Source organism: Streptomyces sp. NPDC002324 (assembly GCF_053593335.1).
This window is the reverse complement of sequence record NZ_JBSFCF010000005.1, coordinates 148,086-168,446: the sequence shown is the minus strand read 5'-3', so window position 1 is coordinate 168,446 and position 20,361 is coordinate 148,086. Positions and strand designations below refer to the sequence as shown.

Genomic DNA, 20,361 nt, shown 5'->3' with positions numbered 1-20,361 from the left:
GGGGGATTCTCCTCAGGCGGGGCGATGGGTCAGCGGGTACGGGCGACGGCACGCGCGGGAGCGGGAACCGGTGCGGCAGTGGGGGCGGCCGGCGCGGGCTCGGGCTTCGCGTCCGGGGCAGGGACGCGGTGCAGGCTGGCCAGGACGCCGCTCAGGGTCTTGGCGTGGGCGTCGCGGGTGGCGACGGCGTCGGAGATCCGGCGCGCGCAGTCGAGGATGTGACCTGCCTCGAAGGTGCCGATCTCTCGTTCCGGATCGGCTAGTTGAAGCAGCCGCTGGCGTTGGAAGTCGATGTTGCGCTCGGCGAACTGCAGGTCTGTGAGGCCGGCGATCAGGGCGGCGAGCATGCTGCCGTCGGGGTTGAGGCCAGCCAAGGTTTCAAGGTCGGCCAGCGGCTGGGCGTACAGGTCCTCGATGCGCTCGGCGATCGTCTGGGCCGTGGCGACAGGTGCGGGCAATCGGGGCTTTCACGGTCGGGGCCCTCGCACTGCCCCGGCTCGGATGTCGGCCGGGGCAGGCGGAAGGGCGGTGGTGGTCGTCGGCTGCGTGAGCCGTACGGGTCGGCGTGGCACCGGCCCGGGTGGAGGCATGGTGCGCAGCAGCTGGCCGAGGGCGGCGACGTAGCCGTTGCGCCCGGCCAGGGCCGCTTCCATCCACTGGGCGTCGAAGCGCAGGTCGTCGGCGGACAGTTCGCTCATGTCGCGATCGGCGGCGGTGGCCTCGTGGACGCGGTCCCGTACCCAGGCCACCTGCTCCTCGGCCACCACGAGGAAGGAGCGCAGCTCCAGCGCCCGCCGCAGCGCCGCGGACGCATCGCGGCCGGACGCCTGCGTGTACAGCTCACGCACGGGGGCGCCGAACGTCTGCTCCAGCAGGCGGTCCTGGCTGGAGGTCTTGTCGGCCACGCTCACCGCGCCGCCCCGCGTACGGGTGCCTGCGCGGTGTCCGGCCCAGACGGTGCGGTGGCGGGCAGGGCCGGGCCCCGGCGGGCGGCGGGCGCCGTCCCGCGCCACGCCCCCGGGCTGCGGTTCCCGATCGCCTGAGGGTCGAGGAGGTGGCGCACCGTCATGGCGCGTCCCTCCCGCACGGTGTGCGCGCTGTTCACCGAGTCCGCGAGCCGCATGACGTGTTCGGGCAGCTCGACGAATTCGCCGTCGGGCACCGTGTCGACGTGGTGGGCGAGGGCTTGGGCAAGGGCGTCTTCGGCCCTGTTCAACACCTGCTGGGCCTCGGTAAGCAGCCCGTGCCAGCGCACGATCGTGGTGGCTTCCGGGTGGGCCTGCGGGGCGGCGACTACCGCGCGCCGCAGCTCGGCAATCGGCATCTGGAAGCGGGACTGGATCTGCTCGGTCAGGACGCCCAGCACGTCGTTGGCGTCAGGCACAGCGCAATTCCTTTCCGTTGGATTCGAGGTGACAGGGCGAGGCATTTCCACGGCCCAACCGCCTTACAGACGAGTGCGATTCAGGGCCGTTCGGGAGAGAAGGGCAGACTGGTTAGTCCAGGCACATGCGGACGTCTCGATAGACGTAGGTCCCGGAAACCCAGCCCTTGACGCCGGTGGTCTTGTCGGTGATGTACACCCACTTCGCACCCTTGGTGGTCTTGTGCACCGTGAACTTGTGCGACTTGTAGAGGATGCCGACAGCGGTGGACTTGGTCGTCGCCTTCTTGCGGATGGTCACGGCATTGGTGCCGTGGACCGCCCACGGGAGGTACGGCTTGCTGGTGCAGGATGACGCGGGCACCGCAGTGGCGACGGACGTCGGCGCTGCGGTGGCCGCAGAAGCCGACGCGAGGGGCAGGGCGAGCGCGCCGAGCAGTGCGGCGGATATCGCAATTCGGGTTGAGCGCATGGGAAATTGAGCTCCATGTCAGGAAGAAGGAACAGAGAATGCAGGCCGGACAGTTGCCTGTGCGGGCCGGATTCAAGAGTCCGGAGAATCCCCGGTTTCGCTAACCGGGGATGAAGTGCTATGTTTCGCCGCCGCCGGACGGGAGCGGCGTGAATCGCCCGGGAATCAACGGGCGTTGCCGCAGCCCTCACCGGCCGGGCCGGCGCGGTGGTTCAGATGACACGACGCGTGCCGCAGCCACAGGCCGGGGGCTCTGGCGGGCGGGAGGCGCGGTCGTGGGCAGCGGGAGGTCTTGGCCGCTCCAGTGCGCTTCCCACCACGTCGTGGCGGCTTCGAAGGTGGCGAAGCCGCCTTCGCGCAGGGTTCGTGTCCAGGTGTCGGTGTCGACTTCTTCCAGCAGCACCCGGAAGGGCAGGGGGACTCGTTCGTCCAGCGCCCGCAGCAGCACCGTGGTCTGCAGGGGCGCGTCGTCCTTGGTGTAGCTGGTCAGGAGGGCGAAGTGATCGCCGTCGCCACGCAACCGCTCCTCCAGCACACGAGTGGCGTCGTCGGCGGGTGTGCCGCCCAGTCCCTCGGGCAGCAGGATCTTGTCCTCGGAGCAGCCGCGGGCTATCAGCCAGGACTGGGCCATCGCCGGCAAGGGCAGCGTGGCGTGGTCGAAGCGGAAGGTCCTTGTGGCGGTGTCGCGCTGGAGGTGGAGGGCGACGAGTTGGGCGTCACCTGGGATGCCCCAGGTGACGGCCCCGTTGTGGAGCACGAAGTAGCTGTGCCGGCCGTCGCTGGTGTGGTGCTTGGCCAGGACCGTGAGCTGGTCCTCGTCGATGCCGATGTGCTGCCAGAACTGTTCGTCGACGGAGTCGTTGACAGCCCTGTAGCCATCGAGACGGAAGGCCGGGGTGTCTTGGGCCATAGATACATTCGGATCGATCAGCGGTTGAAAGTGGCGGTCCTGGCGCCCGGGTCAGCGGCGGGGGGCGGAAGAGGCTGGCCAGGTTCCGGGACGCTGCGCGGGCGGTGCAGTCCGCGTGGCCGGCCGGTGCGGTGCGGCGAGGAGCGCACGGCCGGTGTCGGTGAGGGTGACGGGCTGCCCGGCGTGCAGCGGATGAGCGTCGTCGCGCACGACGAGACCGGCCGCCTCAAGTCGCTGAAACTGGCTGTAGGCGAGGCGGGTACCGGATGCGGTCACGACCGACAGGCGCTGGGTGAGCAGGTGTTCGCGCAGCTTGGCGCCCTGGGCGATGGCCAGCAGGGCCGCCTGATCCGACGCTGGCAGCTCCGCCGCCGGACCTGTTCCACTCGAACGAACGGCAGCCTCGATGGGTTCGAGCGCCGCCACGACCTGTTGCTCGCGCTCGTCGCGGGTGGCGGCGGCCTCTTCCAGCGTGGCGACGGTGCGGTTGATGCGCGAGAACAGGGCCTGGTCGACCGCGAACTCCCCGGAGGCCAGCCGCTGGAGCTGGACCCGGTAGAAGGTCACGCCGTGTTCGGCCTGGACCAGAGTGCGGTGGGCGTCGACCAGGCGGCTGCGTGGCTCGTCGAGGAGGTCGCGGTCGCGGTGCTGCCACAGCTGGTCGATGCTGTGGCCGACGGCCAGCTCGATGCGGTGATCGAGCGCCGTGAGCGCCTTCTTCGCCGGCGCGGGGGCAGGAGTGGCAGGCATGAAATAGGACTGGTTTCTCGGTGGGGGCGATCACGACGGCGCATGGCCGGCGGGGATGTCGCCGAAGGGAATGCGGACATCGAGGTGAGAGCCGTCGCGGGTGTGTACGGCGGGGCCGAGCCGGGCGAGGAGGCGCAGCATCGGCGTGTTAGCGGCGTGGAGGTACGCAGTCAGGGTGTGGGCGCCACTGCGGCGGGCGTGGTCGGCGGCGTGCCGGGCCAGCAGGGTGCCGATGCCGCGGCGCTGGTGGGCGTCGGCGACCTGCAGTCCGAGATCGACGACGCCAGCTTCGTGGCTGACGAGCCCGGCCGAGACCATCGCGAGCGGACGGCCCTCGGCGTCGAGGCCGATCCAGACATCGCAGTGGTCCAGCAGCCGGGTGAAGTCGCGATGGGTGATTCGGGTCCGCCCCCAGCGCAGGAGCAGGTTCGACTCGGAGCAGTCCTGGTGGAGGGAATCGGCCAGCGGCCGGTCCGCCTCGGTCGCTGGGTGGATCGTGGCGAGGGACGGCTGGTGGATCAGGGGGCGAAGCCCTGCAGGGCGATCAGCACGGCACCGCGCCGGTACCCCTTGACTTCCCTGTCTTCGTCCATGGCGCAGGCGTACACGTTGTTCAGGGCCAGGAGCTTGGCCAGGCGGGCCTCGGTCAGTCCGGCGTACGGGCCGCGCCCGTCGGAGCCTCCGGCGAGGTCGCTGAGCAAGCCGATGAGGTCCGCTGCCGTCAGGGCGGGCGGATCGCCGGCGGCGGCGAAGGCGTCACGGCAGGCATGCAGGATCGTTTCGGGCTCGCTCCCGCAGTGCAGCGCGAAGTCCTCCTGGGCTTCGGTGGCCTCGGAGACCGGCGCGCAGCAGCAGAGCTGGGACACCAGCCGGGTCAACTCCACTTCGAGCCGCAGGCGTTCGGCGAGCCGGTGGGCGAAGGTGTCGGGTCGTTCGATGGCGAGGACACCATCTGCGTGGTCGCCGACGAGGGCGTCGAGTGCCTCGTCGAGGTCGTAGCAGTCCCGGGCGATCTCCAAGATGGCCAGGTGATGCTGATTGGCGGACGGGGGCTCGACAGCCAGCGCCTCGGCGACACGGTCGAGGATGAAGGACAGGCGGGTCAACGGACAGGGCCTTTCAGGGGAGTGTGCGTGGGTGCGGCTGAGGGAAGGCCCGGCACCGCGTAGGGCGGCGGGCCGGGCTTGGGAACCGGCGGCCGTTGCGTGTCCATCTGCGGGGAGCGGGCGCGGGCGGCGTGGGTGCGCGCCCCGGTCGGGCGCCGGGCGATACCGAGGCGGGCCCTCGCCGTTTCGTACACGTCGTGCCGGGCGCGCGGGCGTACGGCGACGACGTGGATCTCGGTGCGGTGCGTCGCGCCGGGCGGGGCCGGGCGCTGGGCGTAGACGATGCGCCAGGCGTTGCGGTGATCGACGTAGAGCTTGCGGCACCCGGTCAGCTCCTCGGTCAGCTTGCCGCCGAACAACTGGGCGTTGACGACCTTCTGGAGCTGGTCGAGGGCCAAGTCGCGTATGTCGCCCGGGGCCTGGAGTAGGTCGGTCAGAGCCCTCGGGTCGAAGGACAGGCCGAAGGCCGGCCGGGGTTCGGGATCGCTCATGCGGCGGCCTGGCCCGGCTCGCCGACCGTGGGTGGCTCGTCGGCGGGGGAACTCGCCGCCCGGGTGGAGGGTTTGGGCCCGGGCAGCAGGCGGTGGGCGGGCCGGTCCGGGTCGGTCATGCACGCGGACAGCGGCCCGCCGGGGGCGCGAACGGTGGTCATGGCATGGGTGAGAAAGTCACGGTGCCACACGAACAAGCCGCTGGGTCCGGCTTCGGGGTCCTTGTGCTGCTGGTAGGCCAGCCACAGGGCATGCAGCCAGGCGACGACACAGTCGTGTTCCTGCCACTGCTGGCACCAGGGCGTGGCTGTGGTGACCTCCGCGCCGTAGATGGGCATGAGGAAGTCGTCCACCCAGTCGCTGAGGCTGTCGAGTTCGTCCTCGTACTCCTCGCCGTCCAGTTCCAGGATCGGGCGCGGCTCCGGTGGGGCGGGCGGTACCGGCAGGCCGGCGAATCCCGGGAGGCCGAAGCTGTCGAACGCGCGTGGTCCGGTCTCCGTGGACAGGCTGTCGAGCTGCTGGGCCTGCTGGGCCGACTGCTTGAGCAGCTTGCGCACGCTGGCCTCGATACTTTCCAGATCCGTGTCCGGCAACCGGACCGGTTCCATTTCCCCGTCGTCGTTGGGGTTTATGGATTCAGGCACGAAAGAGTCCTCCTTGAAGCCGCTTCCCATGGGCTGGGATGGCGGCTCCAACCATCCGGACGATCCCCGGTTTCGCTAACCGGGGATCCGGTGCTATAACGCTTGCACTCATGACCGGGAAGGAATCCGGTAATTCAGATTCCGCCCAGGTCGGACAGCCCCTGCGGGTCAGGAGGACAGGACGAAGTCGTCCTGATTCAGGGTCTGTTGCAGGGTCTCGGTCAGCCGGTCGGCGGCGATCGTCGCGTAGTGCTCGGTCTTCTCGACGCCGATGAAGTCACGGCCTTCCAGAAGGGCGGCGACGCCGGTCGAGCCGGAGCCGGCGCAGAAGTCGAGCACCGTGCCCTGCTCAGGGCAGATCTTCACGAGCTCGCGCATCACCTCGACCGGCTTCTGCGTGATGTGCTGCCGGTTCTTGCCCGACGGCTGCGACGCGCTGTAGAGGCCGGGCAGGTAGACCGGGTTGCGGGAGGCGTCGATGGCACCCTTGGAGGCCCAGACAATGAACTCGCAGTTCTGCGTGAAGCGGCCCTTCTGGGGCCTGGCCTGCGGCTTGTGCCAGGCCAGCACACCACGCCACAGCCACCCGGCCGCCTGGATCGCGTCCGTCGTGGTGGGGAGCTGACGCCAGTCGGTGAACAGCAGCGCCGTGCCACCCGTCTTGGCGAGCCGGTGTGCTTCGGTCATGATCTGCGTCAGCCAGAATCCGTACGAGCGCTGATCCATGTTCTCGCCGGTGAAGTCCGGCAGGTTATGGCCGGCGTCGGCGGAGGTGTACTTCTGCTTCGCGCTGCGGGAGGTGCGCTCCTTCGCCGTCCGGCCACCAGAGTTGTACGGCGGGTCGGTGATGACGGAGTCGACACAGCCTTCCGGCAGTTCGGCGAGGACGCTGAGCGCGTCGCCCTGGTGCAGGGAAAAAGGCAAAGAGATACCCCAATTTCGGGTCGGGTGAGATGAGGGGGGAAGACCTCCGGCTCACGCATGTAACCCCGGGCAGGCCGAATGCGGGCATGACGGCGCCGCTGACCTACGAAAGTGGGGTGGCGAGGGGAGGAGCCAAAACTGTAAGGCACGATCCCCGGTTGAGACGCATCGCCGCCTTCCAGCCCAGGAAATCAGGGCTTGATCGCCTGCGATTTCGGCAACCGGGGATCCGCCCTTACTGTTTTGCAACTGCCCGGCGAACACCGCCGATGGCGCAATCCCTGCCCCTGCCTTCATGGAGATTTCCCCGTGCCCCGGCACACGTGACCTGACACCCACGCGCCTCGTGAGCTGAAACCAGCGCTCACGAGGTACATCCCCGACTCACCCAACTCCCGTGCCGCAGCGCCCTTTCCGCCTCTACTGCCGCGCGGCCGGGACCGTGCCTTCGAAGGACCCCCTTGTGACAGCTCCCTACCCTCCCCTGCCCGAACACCGGCCCCCGGACCGTGACTGCCGCTCGGGAGGCGTCCCCGGTTGAAGGGCGTAGCCGCCGGCATCGGCGTCGTCGCCCTCTCCCCTCTCCTCCTCGCCGGCACGGCCATGCTGATGGCCTCCTCCAGCGAGGCCGCCCAGAGCACCTACTCGTCCCTCACCTGCGTGGGCGACGTCGACACCGACGCCGTCGTCGAGCAGGTCACCAAGATCCTCAACGGCGCATCCGCCAAGGACGTCCACGTCGAGGGCCTGAGCCTGCCCGAGGAACAGATCCCCAGTGCTCAGACCATCGTGGCCACCGGGATCAGCCTCCACGTGCCGAAGAAGGGCCAGATCATCGCGCTCGCCACCGCGATGCAGGAATCACGGCTGCGCAACCTCAGCTCCGGCGACCGCGACTCGCTCGGGCTGTTCCAGCAGCGCCCGAGCCAGGGCTGGGGTACCGCCGAGGAGGCCCACGATCCTGTCTACGCCTCCACCCAGTTCTACGAGCACCTGCTCGCGGTGGACGGATGGCAGCAACTGACCGTCGCCCAGGCCGCGCAGAAGGTCCAGCGCTCCGCCTACCCCGACGCCTACGCGAAGTGGGAGGAGCTGGCCACCGCCCTGCAGAAGGCGATCGCCGCCACCTTCCCCGACGCCGACCAGGACGCCACGGAGACGGACACCACCTCCAGCACCGCGTCCTGCACGGCGGCCGAGGACGGCTCCGGATACGGCACCATCCCCGAAGGGTCCGTACCGAAGGGCTACTCGATCCCCAAGGACGCCGACCCGAAGGCCCGCAAGGCGATCGCCTGGGCGATGGCGCAGCTCGGCACGATGTACCAGTGGGGCGGCACCTGCACCGCGCCGCACGGCCCGGACCCGATGGGCCGCTGCGACTGCAGCTCGCTGACCCAGCAGGCGTACGCCCATGCCGGCATCCAGCTCACCCGCACCACGTACACCCAGATCAACGAGGGCAACGCCGTCTCCCCCAAGTCGCTCAAGCCCGGTGACCTGATCTTCTCCCGCGGCAGCGCCGCCCGCCCCGAACACGTCGGCATGTACATCGGCTCGGGCCTCGCGATCGAGGCACCCCGGACTGGAAAGCCAGTTCGAATCACGCCCCTTGCGGACTGGGACATCCTCGCCGCCCGCCGTGTCATCTGACCCTCGGTCGGGGCGCAGACCCCACATGCCACCTGGCCTGCATCACCAGTTCAGCGCGGGAACGGCCACGCACGGCACGTGAGCCGGATCGCGGCTCCCAATCCCCCTGGGCCGCTTCCTTGCCCGCCTGCATGCGGCCCATCGGCAGGACGACCTGCCCGTTTCTCTCCCTCCCCCCTCTCTCGACATCACGGAGCATCTGAGTGATACCTCACCACCGCGTCCGGCGCGCTCTTGCGGCCGCCTCGACGGGCCTGGCCGTCGCAGTCGGCGGCCTGGCCACCGCCTCCATGGCGCAGGCGTCTGACACCGGCCATACGACGATCTCGTGCAGCGCGGTCAAGGTACGCAAGTCCCCGGCGAAGAACGCCACTGCGCTGGGCGTCGCCTACCGGCACGACAAGATCGCCTACAACCAGTTCGCGTACAAGCGCTCCGAGAAGACCTGGTACACCCGGGGCACGGTGACCCGGAAGTCCGACGGCAAGAAGATCCGCGGCTACCTGATCTACCAGTGCGCGAACCCGTACGGCAGCAACGGCGCGCCCACACCGCCGATCCCGAAGTAGTACGCCAGGCAGCCGGATCAGAGGCTGAGCCGTAGCGCCGTCGAAGCGGCACCGGCCCGCGTTGTGGCCTCTCCCCAGCCTCGGCACGAGCGCTGCTGTGCCCTCGCGCGCGACGACGCTTCGCATGTGTCGACGGGCTCGGCCAGATCCCGTACGGCTGCCGTCCGCCTCCCCGAGGCCGCCGCCTCCCACCTCCTCCCCTTCTCTTCATTGATTCCCGCGCGTCGGCTTCGGCGCGCGCAAGGAGCCTCCCTTTGCACCTGCTCGACACCGTGCAGTACCTGGCCTACGACCCCGGCATCACACCCTCCGGCGGTGGCCTGCCCGGCCTCGCCGTGCTGAAGAACGTCGTCAACTCCATCAACCTGTTCGCGATCGTCGCCGTGGTCGGCGCGCTCGCCGTCTCCCTCGGCGTGTGGGCCTGGGGCCACCACACCGGCGGACACCAGGCCGAGGCCAACGGCAAGAAAGGCGCGGTCGTTTCGGCCGGCGCCGCCCTCGGCCTCGGCGCCGCGAACGGCGTGGTCGCGTTCTTCTCCGCCCTCGGGTCGCAAGTCCACTGATGCCGAAACGACTCCCCTCCCTGTCCGGCTACGGCATCGGCTGGTCGACCCGGCAGCGCATCACGGTCAGCGCGATCGGCCTCGCCATCCTCCTCGCCCTCGCCGCCACCGTCGCTGTGTTCACCGGCCGCACCGGAACCAACGACAGCCAGACCGCCACTCCGCCCAGCCCGAGCAGCACCGCCTCCGCGTCCGCCGACCCGACGGCGTCAGCCGGGGCCGGTTCGGTGGCGAAGCCGCCGCCGGTGGCCGACCCGGTCAACTTCGCCCAGGCCGCCGCAGCGATGCTGTGGTCGTACGACACCCGGACCACCAGCCGTGATCAGCAGCTCGCCGGGATGAAGGCGTGGCTGACGGCGGAGACGAAGTACGCCGACTGGTCCTCCCTCACTGCCCAGGTACCGGATCCGGTGCTGTGGTCGCGGATGGCCGACCAGGACCAGTACGCCACTGCCGCCGTGGACGAGGCCCACTACCCGTCGGCGTTCAAGCAGGCACTGGCGGACGACCCGTCGGCGATTACCGAGGCGTACATCTACGCCGTCACCGTCACCGGCAAGCAGCAGATCGCCTGGAAGAAGGGCGGCGCCGGCGCCGAGGACCGCTCGATCACCCTCGCCGTGCAGTGCCGTCCCAACGCCGACTGCTCCCTGGTCTCCATCTCCCCCCGCGTCGTGCCCTGACACGCGCCCCGAGCCCACTAAAGAAAGGAGGGTGACTCCCCTTGGGCTTCTGCGACCTCCCCCTCGCGGACAAACTGTGCGCGGTCGGCGACGCGGTCTCCTTCGCCTCCGACCCGGGCGCGGCCATCGGCAACTGGATGGCCAAATCAGCGGGCGAACTCGCCGCCGCCGGAGCCGACTTGGCCGCCGAGGCGGTCAACACCACCACCAAGGTCGACCTGAACGCCGGATGGTTCCGCGACAACTACGAGATGATCCTGCCGATCGGCCTGATCGTCCTTGTCGCCACATTCTGCGCCCAGCTTGTCCGCGCCGCGATCCGCCGCGACGGCCAAGCCCTCACGCAGGCATTCACCGGCACCGCCGCCGGCGTCCTGTTCGCCTTCACCGCGATCGCCTTCACCACTGTCGCCATCGAAGTGGTCGACGCCCTCTCTGACGGCCTACTCAAAGCGGCGGACCTGTCCATCGATTCCGCCGTACGCCGCATCGTCAAGGTCGCCGCGATCCCTGGCCTGTCGGCGATGGGCTGGCTGGTCGCCGTCTTCGCCGGCGTCGGCGCCGCCCTGGGCGCGTTCCTCTACTGGTGCGTGATGATGGTCCGCAAGGTCGGCATCCTCGTCATGGTCACCCTCGCCGTCTTCGCGGGAGCGGGCGGCGGCTGGGAGGTCGCCCGGCGCTGGCGCAAGGGCTGGATCGAGGCCACCGCCACCCTCGTCGTCTCCAAGCTCCTGATGACCGTGATCTTCGTGCTCGGTATCGCGGCGATGGGCAAAACGGAGGCCAAGGACGGCGTCGCCGCCCTCGCCGACGTCATGGCCGGCATCGTCATCATGGCGCTCGTCCTGCTCTGCCCCTACGCCACGTTCAAGTTCGTCCACTGGGCCGCCTCCGAAGGCTCCGACGCCGAGACGCTGCACCGCTCCGGCGGAGCCGGCGCGCAGATGGCCCGCCAGCACGCCGAACGCGCCGGCCGCAAAGCCGCCGCCGCGGTCGCCACCGCAGGAACTGGCGGTGCCGCGGCCGGAGCGGGTGCCGCTCCCCAGGGCCCGGACGCCGTGCCGGGCGGTTTCCCCGGCGACATCGCCACCAACGCCACGCCGGACACCGGCAAGGAAGGCGGCGGTTCGGACGCTCCGTCATCCGGGGGCGAGGGGATCAAGAGCGGTCTGGAGAAGGCCGTGCAGCCACCGCCGACCAATCCGCGCGACGACACCAGCGGCCACCTCGGCGGCAGCCCTGGACCGGCCTCCGGCGGAGGATCTCCCACCGGCAGCGGTTTCATGTCCGCGTCCGCGTCTCCGGCCGACGCTTCCACCCCGCCGCCGCAGGGCGCCCCGCCGGCTTCGCATTCCACGCCTTCGGCCGGAACCGGCACTCCACCGCCTCCACCCACCGGCCTCTGACCCTGCCCCCGCGCCGGGACGGCACACCCGCACTCCCCTTCAGGTGTGTCGGCCCGGCCCCGCCCCGCGCTCCCCGGAACCGGCTCCTTGTCTGAACTATCCGTCTCCCCGATCACGGTCAAATTCCCGCACCGCTCACGGCGCGGGATCCTCCTCGGTCTCTCCCTCCCTCAACTCACCCTCGTCTCCACTGCGTTGGCGCTGCTGCTGATCACGGTGGTGACCACGGGGCTGCTCGGCGCCATCGCTCTGACCCCCCTATGGGCAGTCGTCGCTGCCCTGGTCGCCGTCCGCCGCGACGGCAGGTCCCTGATCGACTGGGCTCCGATCGTCTCCCGCTACGCCCACCGCCGCCGCACCGGCCAGACGCTGTGGCTGGCCCGGCCCATCTCCCGGCCCCGCCAGGACGGCGTGCTGCACCTGCCCGGCACCGCCGCCTCGCTGAAGGTCGTCACCCCCGGCGACTCCGCCAACCAGGCTGCCGCCGTCCACGACCCGCACCACCAACGGCTCACCGCGATTGCCCGGGTCAGCAGCCGCGCGTACGCCCTGCTCGATCCGGCCACGCAGAACTCGAACGTGGCGGGCTGGGGCCGGGCGCTGGCTGGCATCGCCCGCACCGGCCACGTCGCCACCGTGCAGGTGCTGGAACGTACCGTCCCCGACTCCGGCGACACCCTCGCCCGTCACTGGGCCCAGCACGGCCGCCCCGACACCCCCGTCGCCGGGCAGGTGTACTCCGAACTGGTCGCCTCCGCCGGCCCAGCCGCCGCCCCGCACGAGGCGTACCTGGCCATCAGCCTGGACCTCAAGGCCGCCAAGCGCCTCATAAGCCAGGCCGGCGGCGGGCTCCCCGGCGCCTTCACAGTGCTGGAGCAGACAACTTCGGCCATCGCGCTCGCGGCGCGCAGCGCGGGGCTGATGGTGACGGGCTGGCTGACTGCGCGGGAGATCGCCGCGGTCATCCGCACCGCCTACGACCCTCACGCCCTGTCCGCCCTGCAGCAGTGGTCGCCGAATGGGCGGGCCGAGGCCGACCCTGCTGCTGCCGGGCCGGTTGTCCAGGTCGAGGAGTACGACCGCCTCGGCACCGACACCGCCCGCCACGCCACGTACTGGATCGAGAACTGGCCCCGCACCGAGACCACTCCCGGCTTCCTGCACGGGCTGATGTTCACCGCCGGGGTCCGCCGCAGCCTGTCCCTTATTTACGTGCCGCAGGGGCTTGAGTCCGCGCTGCGCGACGTCCAGCGTAAGAAGGCGGCGATCATCGCCGACGCCAACGAGCGTGCCCGCCGCGGACAGGTGGATTCCGAGGCCGACTCGGTCGAGTACGCGGACGTCAAGGTCCGTGAGCGGCAGCTGATCGCCGGCCATGCCGACGTCGCCCTGACCGGGCTGCTCACCGTCAGCGCCGCAACGGACGCCGCTCTCGACGCCGCGTGCGCGCAGATCGAGACCGCCGCGGTCACCGCCCAGGTCGACCTGCGAAGGCTCTTCTTCCAGCAGCCCGACGCGTTCGCCCTCGCCGCCCTGCCGCTCGCCCGCACGGCGCTGTGACAGTGGTGCCGGGATGACGCTCCCGCTGCGCCAGACGGCATGGCCCGGACATCGTCTTCCTGCCCCGGCAGAGCCGCCCCGGACTGAGCGCTTCCGGTGAGTACGTCGATTTTCGCCCCGCCCAGACCCTCTCCGCCCGGGCCTCCACCAGCCGATCCGCGCTCACCGGTATATGCCGCTGCCGACCACCACTTCGCTCTCCGGACCCGTTCCCGCCCTCGCCGACCTCGCCGTTCTGCGGCACCAAGGACTCCCTTGAACGCACTCCCCACCACCGACGCGCATCCCTACCTCCGCGCAGCCACCGCCGGCCTGCGCCACCACACCCGTAGCCACGCCACCTCCTGCGCGCCGGCCGACCGCCTCCACCTGGACACGTTGCACGCCCACCTCACCGCAGCCCACCAGCTGCTCGACCAGCTCACCGACACCACCCGGCCCCCGCATCCGGCCGCCGGGCGTCATCTGGCCGCCGCGCACCTGCGGTTGTGGCAGGCCACCGCTGCCGTCCACGACGCCTTCCACACTGTGCCCACCGGCACCGAAGGCTCAGCAACCGAGGAGTGCCGACCCGAGCGGCTCCCCGACGGCCCGCTGGTGCTCACGATCTGCCAGCGGCACCTGGCCGCCTCCCACGCGATCCGCCGCAAGACCACCCCCGCCGACCTGGCCACGCCATTGCACGGCCACACCACCAGCTGCACCATCTAGAACCCGCGCCGAATCGAGCCCGTCCCGCCATGACCCACCGGCCCGCCCGACGCGCCCGCCGCGCCTCGGCATCCCCCCTGTTCACCCCCCACGGCACCGACCGGGCCAGCCGCAAGACCGCTCGCCGTCAGCTCGCCGAAGCCGCCGCCAAGGCCCGCGCCGAAGCCACCACCCTCCCGGACGGCAGCGAGCCGGTCGAGCCCGAGATGCCTCCTCCGCTGTACCCGGCCCGTGGCCGTCCCGGCCCCGGCTCCGCCCGCGGCAGCCGGCTGAAGCTGCCGCAGCACCGCATGACCACCGCCACCGCCAGCGGGGCGTACCCCTTCCTCGCCGAAGGCGGTCTCGGCGCCGAGGGCATCTACATCGGCCGCGACGTCCACGCCGAAGCGTCCTTCACCTTCGACCCCTTCTCCCTGTACGGGCGCCTCGAAGGGTTCACCAACCCCAACATCCTGCTCGCCGGTGTAATCGGCCAGGGCAAGAGCGCGCTGGCCAAGTCCTTCGCCCTGCGCTCCATCGCCCACGGCTACCGCGTCTACGTGCCCTGCGACCCCAAGGGCGAATGGACCCCCGTCGCCTCCGCACTCGGCGGCACCTCCATCGCCCTCGGCCCCGGCCTGCCCGGCAAACTCAACCCGCTAGACGCCGCCCCACGGCCGGACAACGTGCCGGAGGCCGACTGGGCGGGGGAGATCCGCAAGCGCCGTCTGCTCCTGCTCGGCTCCCTCGCGCGCACCGTTCTCGGCCGCGACCTGCTGCCGATGGAGCACACCGCGCTCGATGTCGCCCTCGACGCGGTCGTCGCCCAGGCCGCCACCGTCCACCGCACTCCGCTGTTGGGCGACATCGCGGCCACCCTCAACCATCCCGACCAGCTCGATGCCGCCGCTGGGCTCATGTCCGGACGGCTCGGCGAGGCCGCTCGTGACCTCGCCCACGCTATGCGGAGATTGGTCCACGGCGACCTGGCCGGCATGTTCGACGCCCCCTCCACCGTGCGATTCGATCCCACCTCGCCGATGCTGACCATCGACCTGTCCCGGCTCGGCGGCTCCGGCGACGACACCGCCCTCGTCCTCGCCATGACCTGCGCATCCGCCTGGATGGAATCCGCCCTCACCGACCCGCACGGAGGTCGGCGCTGGATCGTCTACGACGAAGCCTGGCGCCTGATGCGGCACCCCGGACTCCTCCAGCGCATGCAGTCCCAGTGGAAACTCTCCCGCGGCCTGGGCATCGCCAACCTCATGGTCATCCACCGGCTGTCCGACCTGCTCACCGCCGGCGACGCCGGATCACAAGGCCGCGCCCTCGCCGAGGGCCTCCTGGCTGACTGCTCCACCCGCATCATCTACCGCCAGGAAACCGACCAACTCCACGCCGCCGCAGCCCTGCTGGGGCTCACCTCGGTCGAGACCGGCGCCATTGCCCACCTCAACCGCGGACGCGGGCTGTGGCGCGTCGCCGGACGATCTTTCATCGTTCAACATCAACTCCACCCTCACGAGCTGGCCCTGTTCGACACCGACGCACGCATGCACTAGAACTCCCGCGAGTTCCCTCCCACTGCGCGACAGAAACGACTCTGACCCACCTGACCTGGAGTACCCCTGCAGCACCCCGACTTCGAGCTGTACGACAACGTCGGCCGCACCGCCGACCAGATCAGCGCCTACCACACTCGCTCCGCCACAAGGGACGACCTGTACCGCTGGGCGGAGCGCGATGCCGAAGCCTTCCGCGCTCAGCACACTCTGCCGCCCGAGCCCTTCCCCGCCCCGGACCTGAGTCCCTACCGCGAGGCTCTGGACGCGGCCGAGACTCCGGCCGAGTTCAGCACCGTCCTCAACGCCCTGCTGGACGCAGTCGCGCCGTTCCTCAACGAGGTCATCGAGCACCTGGCCGCCACTGCCCAGTGGAAGGGCCGAAATCGCGGAGCCGAACCCGAGTCACCGCCCTGGCTGCTGCGCGGCGCCGCCAGCAGCATCGCTTCAGCGCTGGCCATGGCAACCGAAGCGGAACTGAAGACCCTCCGCGCGCACTACGACCCGCCGCCGGACCTCGACGCGCTCATGAAGCAGACCCGCACCGCTCCCGGCACGCCCCCAGCCCCGCCCGGACCGCAGCCCGGCTCCGGAGGCCCGCGGCGCTGAGCGCCGACGGATCAACCACCCGCCGCAGCACCTCAGGAATCCATGCCCCCGTCTCGCACCGATCTGTCCGCCTTCGCCGCCGCCCTCGCCGAACGCCTGCCTGGCGCCTGGACGAGCGAGTATCACCGCCACCCCGCTTACGAGAACCAGTTCCCCACCGTCGAAGGGCTCTGGGACGCCGGCCACGTCGACTACATCGTCAACCAGTACGTCCTCGGCCATGACGCCGTCCTCCACGGCCCCCACGGACAGCAGCTCTACGTCACCGACCGGCCCCTGTACCGCCACCAGTTCGTGGTGGCCCCGCTGGAGCCCGAGGGCTTCAAAACCCACCAGATCTCCCCGGTGCGTGAGCCGGACGGCATCGCTGTCCCCAACGATCCGGTCCGAGCCGCCGCCGCAGTCATCCGACGCTTGCTGCCCCGCTACCAGGTGGCCCTGGACGCTGTCCGTCACAACGCCCTCGTCCAGCCCGAGCCGCCACACCGCCAGCCCGCCCCCGAGGTCGCCCAGACCCTCACGCTGGTCTGGTACCCGGACGGCGTGGTGGGCGCCCCGTACGACTCGGTGCCCGAGGAGGCACGCATGACGCTGTTCGGCTGTCGCTTCCAGTACAGCCCGCACGAGTCCGCCTTCGTACTGCCAGCCTCCTACAGTTCCAAAGAGCGCGCCTTGCTGGTCCAGCTCGTCGCTCTGCGGCTCACGCTCCAGGGCATCGGGGTCAACTTCCGCCGCGCCGCTCCCCTCTCTTCCCCTCCGGCAGCTGCCGCGAGAAAGGCACTGACGACGGTGTCCGCAGCCCCGACGTCCGCCACCCGGCGGTAGAACCCGGTTCCTGCATCAAGGAGTTGCCGCTGTCCGATCCCGACCAGCGGATGCTGCTGCACGACGTGGCCGACCGGCTCAACACCGTGGCCGATCAGCTTCCGCTCCCCGACCAGATCCGCCCGGATCCCGCGCTGAGCGAGATCCTGGACGATGAAGTCCGCCATCTGGCCCGCCTGCTGGAATTCCTGGCCGGGGAGAGCGCCTTCCGTCACCGGGCCGCCGCCCGCTACCCGGCCCGGACCACGGCCACGGTGCGCCGCACGACACTCGCGATCGCGAGCGCCGCCGAACCCACCGGGCTCGCGCTCGCCGCCCTCGGCGCCGCCGTCCACCACCTCGGCCATCTCGCCGACCTCACCCGCCAGGCCCCCGGCCCCGCCCGCGATCAGGCGGTCACCGCCGCGCACCAAGGGCTCGTGGACCGCCTCGGCGACAGTCGCATCCACCTCGCCCGCGCCGCGAAGCACCTGCGTGCCGCAGCCGACACTCGCACGGCACCGGCCGCGACCACCGTGCCCTCCGCGCCGTCGGCCACCACTACCGCATCCCGTTCCCGCTGATCCCCTCCCCCGGAGCACCATCATTTCCCCGCACAACTCCGCCCGCCGCGCCGCCCTCCTGCTCACCACGCTCGTAGCGGTCACGCTGACCGCGTCCGCCTGCACCACCTCCCACACCAGCAGTCCTGACGCCGCAGCCAAGGCCACCCGCGCCGCCTCCCCCACGCCGACCGCATCCCCGGCGCTGACGAAGCAGGAGGCCCTCGCCCAGATCACCCGCTACTCCAAGATCAACAACGCGGCCAACGACGACAACAACCGCGCGCTCCTCGGCACCATCGAGGACGGCCCGCTGTACGCGATGTCGGTCGCGGACTACAAGGAGAACGAGGGCCTGCCCCAGGCCGACCGCGAGAAGTACAAGCCGTGGTCGTACAACCTCGCCTCCACGAACCTCTACATCTCGCGCTTCACCGCCGGCCAGAAGAAGTGGTTCGCCGCCGTCACCTACAACGGCAAGAAAGACAAGTACGCCCGCGTCCTGATCATGGCCGAGCAGACCAGGACGAAGCGGTGGGAGATGGTCGCGGCCGTCGACCTCGACGACAAGAAGCAGGCTCCGAAGATCGCTCTCGACGCCGACGGCTACGCCACCGCCCTCGACGCCACCTCAACGAAGAACGTCGCCGCCCCGCTCGACGTCCTGCGCGCGGCCGTCACGGACAACTTCACCAGCGGCGGCGACACCACCGGCAAGAAGGTGTTCACCTCCTCGAAGGCGTCCGCCCGGCAGATCAAGGCCCACGACTCGACCTTCCACAAGTTCGGCAGCCGCGGCACCACCGCGTTCTCCGCCGCCACCCCGGAGTTCACCGACAGCTACGCCCTCAAGACCGCCAACGGCCACGCCCTCGTCGTCTTCGCGCACACGCACACCCAGCGCGACGCCGTCGCCTACTCCGGGCTCGAGATCGTGCCGGAGAAGAAGGACCGCGCATGGCTCGGCACGGCCAACAGCCCGTCCTTCACGTACACGTTCACCTGCTCCGATGTCGCCACCGTCCCCACCACGCCGGGCAAGTCGACGCTGATCGGCTACACCTGCCGCCGCACCGATGCCCACGGCATGACCACCTCCTCGTGACCACGGCCCCCTCGACACCTCACCGCACGAAGAACCGCCCTTGCACATAACCGAGTTCACCCACGCGCTCGCCGACCGCCTGCCCGGCTGGCAGCCCTCCCCCACCGCGGTACCCATCGCCGACGACCCGGCCAGCAACCGGATCTGGGACAGCGGCCCCTTGCCCTACGCCGCGTTCCAAACAGACGACGTCCAGCGCAGCGTCCTGACGCACCACTGGGGCCTGCAGCTGTACGTCATGCCCCGCCCCCACCGGCCGGACCAGTACCTCGTCCTGCCGATGCTGCCCGCCAACACCAGCCACCAGCACGTTCAGGGTCTCAAAGCTCCGCGCGGCATCGCCGTCCCCTCCGATCCCATGCGGGCCGCAGCCAGGATGCACCGCCGCCTGCTGGCCGACTACCGCTTCGCGTCCCCCACCCCGATCCGGCGCAGCAGCCCCGGCCACCTCCAGGTCCACGTCACCCTCGACGCCCAGCGGCGTCCACGGATCCGCACCGGCTACATCACCGTCTTCATCGAACTGCTCGCGCACGGCGGCTTTCTGCTCGACCCCGCCACCGGCGAATGCCACCTGCCGGACACCCTCACCCCCGAGCAGACCCGGCGTCAGCTGATCAAGAGCCTCCAGCGCCTGCGGCACCGCGACTTCCACATCACCGTGCACTCCATCGAAGGCCCGCGCTCCCACCCGCCCCTTCCACGGGGCAACCCGCGCAAGGGAAACCGCCGATGAGCCAGAGCCACGACGCCTTCGTCCACGCCCGCCTGACCACCTGGCAGCGCCGCATCAACGAGACCGCAGCCGGCCTGCTCCCGCCGCAGGCCGGCAGCGCACAGGCTGCACTCGTACCCGTACTGGACCAGCTGGTCGCCGTGTACAACCTGTCCTCCGGCCTCGTCGCCGATCTGCGGCAGTCCACCGACAGCTCCCTCGCAAAGACCGACGCGGGACGTGAGTACCTGACCCAGCTGGCCACCGCCCTCGCACACAGCAACCGCGCGGCCACCCACCTGAGCACAACGGTGATCGGGCTCGCCGACACCCACCGGCTCACTCCTCGCCCCGGCACCGCCACCCCGGTCGAGAGCCAGCTGGGCATCACTCTCGGCCATGCCGCCGCGCTGCGCAGCCTCCAGCGTGCTCTCGAAGCCGTCACCCACGCGCTCGCTGAGGCTCAACCCGGTTCGGCGTCTTCCCTGATGCCGACTGTCAGCGAGCAGCACCGCCGGGCCGCCGACGCCGGTGGCACCCATCCCGCACGCCGCCGCCCCTGAAGCGCATACGTCAACCACCCACCATCCGCACGTCCTTGGAGAACTCCCTGGCCACCCGTTCCTTCATCGCCCGCCCCACCGACACCGGATATGCCGGCGTCTACGTCCACTGGGACGGCTACCCCAGCCACCACGTCCCGCTGCTGCTCGGCGCCCACCAGTACCGTTTCGACGGTGACCTCGACGCCCTGTGCCGGCACCTGATCGACGAGGCACCCGAGGGCTGGTCCCAGCTGGGCACCGACCTCCTCGACGGCGCCCCCGAACCCCTGCGCGCCGAACTCGTCGGCAACGACGAACACCCCAGCAGGAAGCACGACAACGTCCATGTCATCACCGTCGGCGCAGCCGAGCCTGAGCCGTGGACCGTCACCGAGAAGTCCCACGGGGGCCTGGACTGGGGGTACGTCCTGCACCCCCATGGCATCGAGGTCATCTCCCTCCACGCGGAAGACCGCGGCCCCCTCGTGGCCTGGGCCACCGACCCCCGGGCCCGGTTCAGCAACGGCACCTACCGCTGGCGCCTGGGCCACCCGATCCCGGCCACCCTGCCACCTCGGGCGACCGGCCCCAGCACACCAGCCACAGCTCCAGCGCCGACCGCCACACCTCGTACCGCGCCCCGCCGCTGA

The 20,361-nt window shown here is 70.5% G+C and carries 26 protein-coding genes; 15 read left to right on the top strand and 11 right to left on the bottom strand.

The window, feature by feature from the left end; genetic code table 11:
• Positions 1 to 29: 29 nt before the first annotated feature.
• From ACWCRJ_RS09915 to ACWCRJ_RS09865, 11 genes are all read right to left on the bottom strand, one after another.
• Positions 30 to 458, bottom strand: coding sequence for a hypothetical protein (locus tag ACWCRJ_RS09915; protein WP_450938790.1), 429 nt, complete (start codon positions 456 to 458; stop codon positions 30 to 32).
• Positions 459 to 467: 9 nt separating this feature from the next.
• Positions 468 to 911: a hypothetical protein gene (locus ACWCRJ_RS09910; RefSeq protein ID WP_450938789.1), complete on the bottom strand. Its 444-nt coding sequence runs from the start codon at positions 909 to 911 to the stop codon at positions 468 to 470.
• Positions 908 to 1,384 (bottom strand): hypothetical protein, encoded by a 477-nt coding sequence (locus ACWCRJ_RS09905; protein WP_450938788.1) that lies wholly within the window; start codon positions 1,382 to 1,384, stop codon positions 908 to 910. The genes ACWCRJ_RS09910 and ACWCRJ_RS09905 overlap by 4 nt, the downstream gene beginning before the upstream one ends.
• Positions 1,385 to 1,496: 112 nt before the next feature.
• On the bottom strand, positions 1,497 to 1,856 hold the full coding sequence (locus tag ACWCRJ_RS09900) for an SH3 domain-containing protein (protein ID WP_318321038.1): 360 nt from the start codon (positions 1,854 to 1,856) through the stop codon (positions 1,497 to 1,499).
• 187 nt (positions 1,857 to 2,043) lie between these two features.
• Positions 2,044 to 2,766 carry a hypothetical protein gene (locus ACWCRJ_RS09895; protein WP_450938787.1) on the bottom strand — a complete coding sequence of 241 codons (723 nt, stop codon included), beginning with the start codon at positions 2,764 to 2,766 and terminating at the stop codon, positions 2,044 to 2,046.
• Positions 2,767 to 2,817: 51 nt separating this feature from the next.
• Positions 2,818 to 3,516, bottom strand: a complete 699-nt coding sequence (locus ACWCRJ_RS09890; protein WP_450938786.1) for a hypothetical protein — start codon at positions 3,514 to 3,516, stop codon at positions 2,818 to 2,820.
• 30 nt (positions 3,517 to 3,546) lie between these two features.
• Complete coding sequence (locus tag ACWCRJ_RS09885; protein ID WP_450938916.1) at positions 3,547 to 4,011, bottom strand: N-acetyltransferase family protein; 465 nt, start codon at positions 4,009 to 4,011, stop codon at positions 3,547 to 3,549.
• A gap of 23 nt (positions 4,012 to 4,034) precedes the next feature.
• Positions 4,035 to 4,622 carry a hypothetical protein gene (locus ACWCRJ_RS09880; protein ID WP_450938785.1) on the bottom strand — a complete coding sequence of 196 codons (588 nt, stop codon included), beginning with the start codon at positions 4,620 to 4,622 and terminating at the stop codon, positions 4,035 to 4,037.
• Positions 4,619 to 5,113 carry a type II toxin-antitoxin system RelE family toxin gene (locus ACWCRJ_RS09875; RefSeq protein ID WP_450938784.1) on the bottom strand — a complete coding sequence of 165 codons (495 nt, stop codon included), beginning with the start codon at positions 5,111 to 5,113 and terminating at the stop codon, positions 4,619 to 4,621. Before ACWCRJ_RS09875 ends, ACWCRJ_RS09880 begins: the two co-directional genes overlap by 4 nt.
• Entirely contained in the window at positions 5,110 to 5,721 is a 612-nt protein-coding gene (locus ACWCRJ_RS09870) for a DUF4913 domain-containing protein (protein WP_239760567.1), read from the bottom strand. The genes ACWCRJ_RS09875 and ACWCRJ_RS09870 overlap by 4 nt, the downstream gene beginning before the upstream one ends.
• Before the next feature lie 204 nt (positions 5,722 to 5,925).
• Positions 5,926 to 6,681 (bottom strand): DNA-methyltransferase, encoded by a 756-nt coding sequence (locus tag ACWCRJ_RS09865; protein WP_409125458.1) that lies wholly within the window; start codon positions 6,679 to 6,681, stop codon positions 5,926 to 5,928.
• A 537-nt stretch (positions 6,682 to 7,218) separates the two neighbouring features.
• Here ACWCRJ_RS09865 and ACWCRJ_RS09860 point away from each other — a divergent pair.
• The 15 genes from ACWCRJ_RS09860 to ACWCRJ_RS09790 all read left to right on the top strand — a co-directional run bounded on the left by ACWCRJ_RS09860 (position 7,219) and on the right by ACWCRJ_RS09790 (position 20,361).
• Positions 7,219 to 8,334 carry a C40 family peptidase gene (locus ACWCRJ_RS09860; RefSeq protein WP_450938783.1) on the top strand — a complete coding sequence of 372 codons (1,116 nt, stop codon included), beginning with the start codon at positions 7,219 to 7,221 and terminating at the stop codon, positions 8,332 to 8,334.
• 203 nt (positions 8,335 to 8,537) lie between these two features.
• A complete protein-coding gene (locus ACWCRJ_RS09855) occupies positions 8,538 to 8,903 on the top strand; it encodes a hypothetical protein (RefSeq protein ID WP_450938782.1) in 366 nt (121 codons plus the stop codon).
• A 254-nt stretch (positions 8,904 to 9,157) separates the two neighbouring features.
• Complete coding sequence (locus tag ACWCRJ_RS09850; RefSeq protein ID WP_217570564.1) at positions 9,158 to 9,466, top strand: DUF6112 family protein; 309 nt, start codon at positions 9,158 to 9,160, stop codon at positions 9,464 to 9,466.
• Complete coding sequence (locus ACWCRJ_RS09845) at positions 9,466 to 10,149, top strand: hypothetical protein (protein ID WP_450938781.1); 684 nt, start codon at positions 9,466 to 9,468, stop codon at positions 10,147 to 10,149. The genes ACWCRJ_RS09850 and ACWCRJ_RS09845 overlap by 1 nt, the downstream gene beginning before the upstream one ends.
• A 41-nt stretch (positions 10,150 to 10,190) precedes the next feature.
• Positions 10,191 to 11,555 carry an SCO6881 family protein gene (locus ACWCRJ_RS09840; protein WP_450938780.1) on the top strand — a complete coding sequence of 455 codons (1,365 nt, stop codon included), beginning with the start codon at positions 10,191 to 10,193 and terminating at the stop codon, positions 11,553 to 11,555.
• 87 nt (positions 11,556 to 11,642) lie between these two features.
• Entirely contained in the window at positions 11,643 to 13,115 is a 1,473-nt protein-coding gene (locus tag ACWCRJ_RS09835; RefSeq protein ID WP_450938779.1) for an SCO6880 family protein, read from the top strand.
• Between the two features lie 255 nt (positions 13,116 to 13,370).
• Positions 13,371 to 13,826, top strand: a complete 456-nt coding sequence (locus ACWCRJ_RS09830) for a DUF6238 family protein (RefSeq protein WP_450938778.1) — start codon at positions 13,371 to 13,373, stop codon at positions 13,824 to 13,826.
• Between the two features lie 29 nt (positions 13,827 to 13,855).
• Complete coding sequence (locus tag ACWCRJ_RS09825) at positions 13,856 to 15,370, top strand: ATP-binding protein (RefSeq protein WP_450938777.1); 1,515 nt, start codon at positions 13,856 to 13,858, stop codon at positions 15,368 to 15,370.
• A 459-nt stretch (positions 15,371 to 15,829) separates the two neighbouring features.
• Positions 15,830 to 15,979, top strand: a complete 150-nt coding sequence (locus ACWCRJ_RS09820; RefSeq protein WP_259407623.1) for a hypothetical protein — start codon at positions 15,830 to 15,832, stop codon at positions 15,977 to 15,979.
• Positions 15,980 to 16,021: 42 nt separating this feature from the next.
• Positions 16,022 to 16,804, top strand: coding sequence for a hypothetical protein (locus ACWCRJ_RS09815; protein WP_450938776.1), 783 nt, complete (start codon positions 16,022 to 16,024; stop codon positions 16,802 to 16,804).
• A 23-nt stretch (positions 16,805 to 16,827) separates the two neighbouring features.
• Entirely contained in the window at positions 16,828 to 17,367 is a 540-nt protein-coding gene (locus ACWCRJ_RS09810; protein WP_450938775.1) for a hypothetical protein, read from the top strand.
• Entirely contained in the window at positions 17,279 to 18,451 is a 1,173-nt protein-coding gene (locus ACWCRJ_RS09805; protein WP_450938774.1) for a hypothetical protein, read from the top strand. Before ACWCRJ_RS09810 ends, ACWCRJ_RS09805 begins: the two co-directional genes overlap by 89 nt.
• Before the next feature lie 40 nt (positions 18,452 to 18,491).
• Positions 18,492 to 19,187: a hypothetical protein gene (locus tag ACWCRJ_RS09800; RefSeq protein WP_220645639.1), complete on the top strand. Its 696-nt coding sequence runs from the start codon at positions 18,492 to 18,494 to the stop codon at positions 19,185 to 19,187.
• The gene (locus tag ACWCRJ_RS09795; protein WP_450938773.1) at positions 19,184 to 19,729 is read left to right on the top strand and encodes a hypothetical protein; all 546 of its coding nucleotides are present in this window, start codon (positions 19,184 to 19,186) and stop codon (positions 19,727 to 19,729) included. The genes ACWCRJ_RS09800 and ACWCRJ_RS09795 overlap by 4 nt, the downstream gene beginning before the upstream one ends.
• A gap of 35 nt (positions 19,730 to 19,764) precedes the next feature.
• Positions 19,765 to 20,361 (top strand): hypothetical protein, encoded by a 597-nt coding sequence (locus ACWCRJ_RS09790; RefSeq protein WP_450938772.1) that lies wholly within the window; start codon positions 19,765 to 19,767, stop codon positions 20,359 to 20,361.